The organism is Monashia sp. HAY1-2A (genome assembly GCF_056755315.1).
Map to the genome: position 1 here is coordinate 1 of NZ_JBNDHY010000259.1, position 2,886 is coordinate 2,886.

Here is a 2,886-nt window from a genome sequence, read left to right on the forward strand (position 1 = left end):
TCCGTCGTCGGCAGCGTCAGATGTGTATAAGAGACAGCCCGAGAGGGGTGCCGGCCCGGCGGCGTGTGCCGTTGGCGCGTCGTGCTCAGTCCCCGATGCGCTCGCCCGACTCCGGGTTGAACAGGTGGACGTGACCCTGCTTGGGCTTGAGGTGCAGGACCTGGCCCTTCTCCGGGGGACGGCGACCGTCGACGCGGGCGATGAACGGCTTGCCCGACTCCTCGTCGCCCTCGATGTCGATCTGGTGGGCCTTGGTCGAGCCGTAGATGTACGCGTCGGCGCCGAGCTCCTCGACGACGTCGACGGTGACAGCCAGGCCCGCGCCGTCCTCGGCCACCTCGAGGTCCTCCGGGCGGACGCCCATCGTGATGTGCTTCCCGACGCCGCCGAGCAGGCCCCGCTCGATCGGCACCGCGTGGCCACCGAAGTCGGCGCCCGACTCGGTCAGCGGGACATCGAGCAGGTTCATGGCCGGAGACCCGATGAAGCCGGCGACGAAGACGTTGGCGGGGTGGTCGTACATCCGGCGCGGGGTGTCGCACTGCTGGAGGATGCCGTCCTTGAGGACCGCGACGCGGTCGCCCATCGTCATGGCCTCGATCTGGTCGTGCGTGACGTACACCGTCGTGACGCCGAGACGCCGCTGGAGCGAGGCGATCTGCGTGCGGGTCTGCACCCGGAGCTTGGCGTCGAGGTTCGACAGCGGCTCGTCCATGAGGAACACCTGGGGCGAGCGGACGATGGCGCGGCCCATGGCGACGCGCTGGCGCTGGCCACCGGAGAGGGCCTTCGGCTTGCGGTCGAGGTACGGCTCGAGGTCGAGGATCTTGGCGGCCTCGTCGACGCGCTTGCGGATCTCGGCCTTGTCGACGCCGGCGATCTTGAGCGCGAAGCCCATGTTGTCCGCGACCGTCATGTGCGGGTAGAGCGCGTAGTTCTGGAACACCATCGCGACGTCGCGGTCCTTGGGGGACAGGTTCGTCACGTCGCGGTCACCGATGAGGATGCGGCCGCCGTTGACCTCCTCGAGGCCGGCGAGCATGCGCAGCGAGGTGGACTTGCCGCACCCGGAGGGTCCGACGAGGACGAGGAACTCACCGTCCGCGATGTCGATGTTGAGCTTGTCGACGGACGGCACCGGGTTTCCCGGGTACTGACGCGTCGCGTTGTCGAACGTCACTGTTGCCATGGCTTCTTTGCCTTCCTTCACCGGCAGGAACGTGCCGGACGATCCGTTGTAAAGGGCTGCCGCCCGGGCGGGCAGGCACCGCCATCCTGCCGCATGCCCGCCGTGGTGACCACCCCTGGCTCACCCCGGACGGCCGGCGCCGGCCCGTCGTACCCCGAGCGCAGCCGAGGGCCGGCGAGCGCGGTGTCCAGGAATCGTGTCCCGATCGTTGCAAGATCTTGCTGCAAGTGGATGGAAAGATCGCTGCAACTTCTTGCTATGGTCTGCGCCACCGGTGGCGGCGTGTGCCACCAGGCTTCAAAGGAGAATCCATGCACAAGCGTGCGTTCGGCGCTGTCGCCGTCACGGGTGTTGCCGCCCTGGCCCTCAGCGCCTGTGGTGGTTCCACCCCCACCACGACGAACACCGCGGGAGGCTCGAGCTCGACGACGACCTCGTCCGCGGCCCCCGCCCCGTCGAACACCACGGCCGCCCCGGTCCGTGACGCGTCGGTCGACCTCGTGATCTGGACCGACAACGACCGTGCCGCGGCGATCAAGAAGTACGCGGACATGTTCGGCCAGGAGCAGGGCATCAAGGTGGCCGTCCAGGTGGCCCCCGACGTCCGCGCCAACTTCAAGGACGCCACGAACGCGGGCAAGGGCCCGGACGTCATCGTCGGCGCGCACGACTGGCTCGGCGAGCTCGTCCAGAACAACGCGGTGTCGCCGATCAACCTCTCGAGCGACCTGCAGGCCAAGTTCTCCAAGGACGCCATGGCGGCCACGAAGTTCAACGGCCAGATCTACGGCGTGCCCTACGCCGTCGAGAACATCGGCGTCGTGCGCAACACCGCCCTCGCGCCCGATGCCCCGAAGACCTACGAGGAGATGGTCGCCAAGGGCAAGGAGCTCAAGGCGGCCGGCAAGGCCGACGGGACCGTCGTGCAGGAGGTCTCCAAGGTCGGCAACGCGTACTACACCTACCCGTACCTCAAGGCCTTCGGCGGCGGCATCTTCGCGCAGAAGGACAACGGCGACTACGACCCCAACAAGGTCATCGTCGACAACGCCGGCTCGATCCAGGGCGCCGAGCAGCTCGCGAAGCTCGGCAAGGAGAAGGTCCTGACGACGAACGTCGACGGCACCAACGCCGACGCGCTCTTCGACTCGGGCAAGTACCCGTACTACATCACCGGCCCGTGGGCCATCGACAAGGCCAAGAAGGCCGGCATCAAGTACGCCATCTCGCCGCTGCCGACGATCGGCGGCAAGAAGATGGAGCCGTTCCTCGGCGTCCAGATGTTCTACGTCTCGGCCAAGGCCAAGAACAAGGCCTTCGCGGAGGAGTTCGTCACCAAGTACGTCCCGAACAAGGACCTCCAGGTCGACCTGTTCAACGTCGGCCACCGCCCGCCGGCCCTGACCGAGGCCTACCAGCAGGTCGCGGCGAGCGACCCCGACGTCAAGGCGTGGTTCGAGGCCGGCCAGGGTGCCCTGCCGATGCCGAACATCCCCGCCATGAACTCCGTGTGGGGCCCGCTGGGCCAGGCCGGTGCGGACGTCATCTCCGGCAAGGCCGGCGCGCAGGAGCGCTTCGCCGCCGCCGCGAAGGAGATCGTCGCCAACATCAAGAAGGGCTGACGCCCGCGTCGACCTGACGTCGTACCCACCGCGGGCGGTGGCCGGGGCCTGTCTCTTATACACATCTCCGAGCCC

2 protein-coding genes are annotated in these 2,886 nt (G+C 68.0%); one reads left to right on the forward strand and one right to left on the reverse strand.

Annotated elements, in window-relative coordinates:
* Positions 1-85: 85 nt before the first annotated feature.
* Positions 86-1,189, reverse strand: coding sequence for an ABC transporter ATP-binding protein (locus ACPYOM_RS21485; RefSeq protein WP_481342534.1), 1,104 nt, complete (start codon positions 1,187-1,189; stop codon positions 86-88).
* A 311-nt stretch (positions 1,190-1,500) separates the two neighbouring features.
* Here ACPYOM_RS21485 and ACPYOM_RS21490 point away from each other — a divergent pair, with 311 nt between their 5' ends.
* Positions 1,501-2,811 carry a sugar ABC transporter substrate-binding protein gene (locus tag ACPYOM_RS21490; RefSeq protein WP_481342533.1) on the forward strand — a complete coding sequence of 437 codons (1,311 nt, stop codon included), beginning with the start codon at positions 1,501-1,503 and terminating at the stop codon, positions 2,809-2,811.
* Positions 2,812-2,886: the final 75 nt, after the last annotated feature.

Coding starts and splice junctions, on each gene's coding strand:
- ACPYOM_RS21490 (WP_481342533.1), top strand. CDS start 1,501: ATGCACAAGCGTGCGTTCGGCGCTGTCGCCGTCACGGGTGTTGCCGCC.
- ACPYOM_RS21485 (WP_481342534.1), bottom strand. CDS start 1,189: ATGGCAACAGTGACGTTCGACAACGCGACGCGTCAGTACCCGGGAAAC.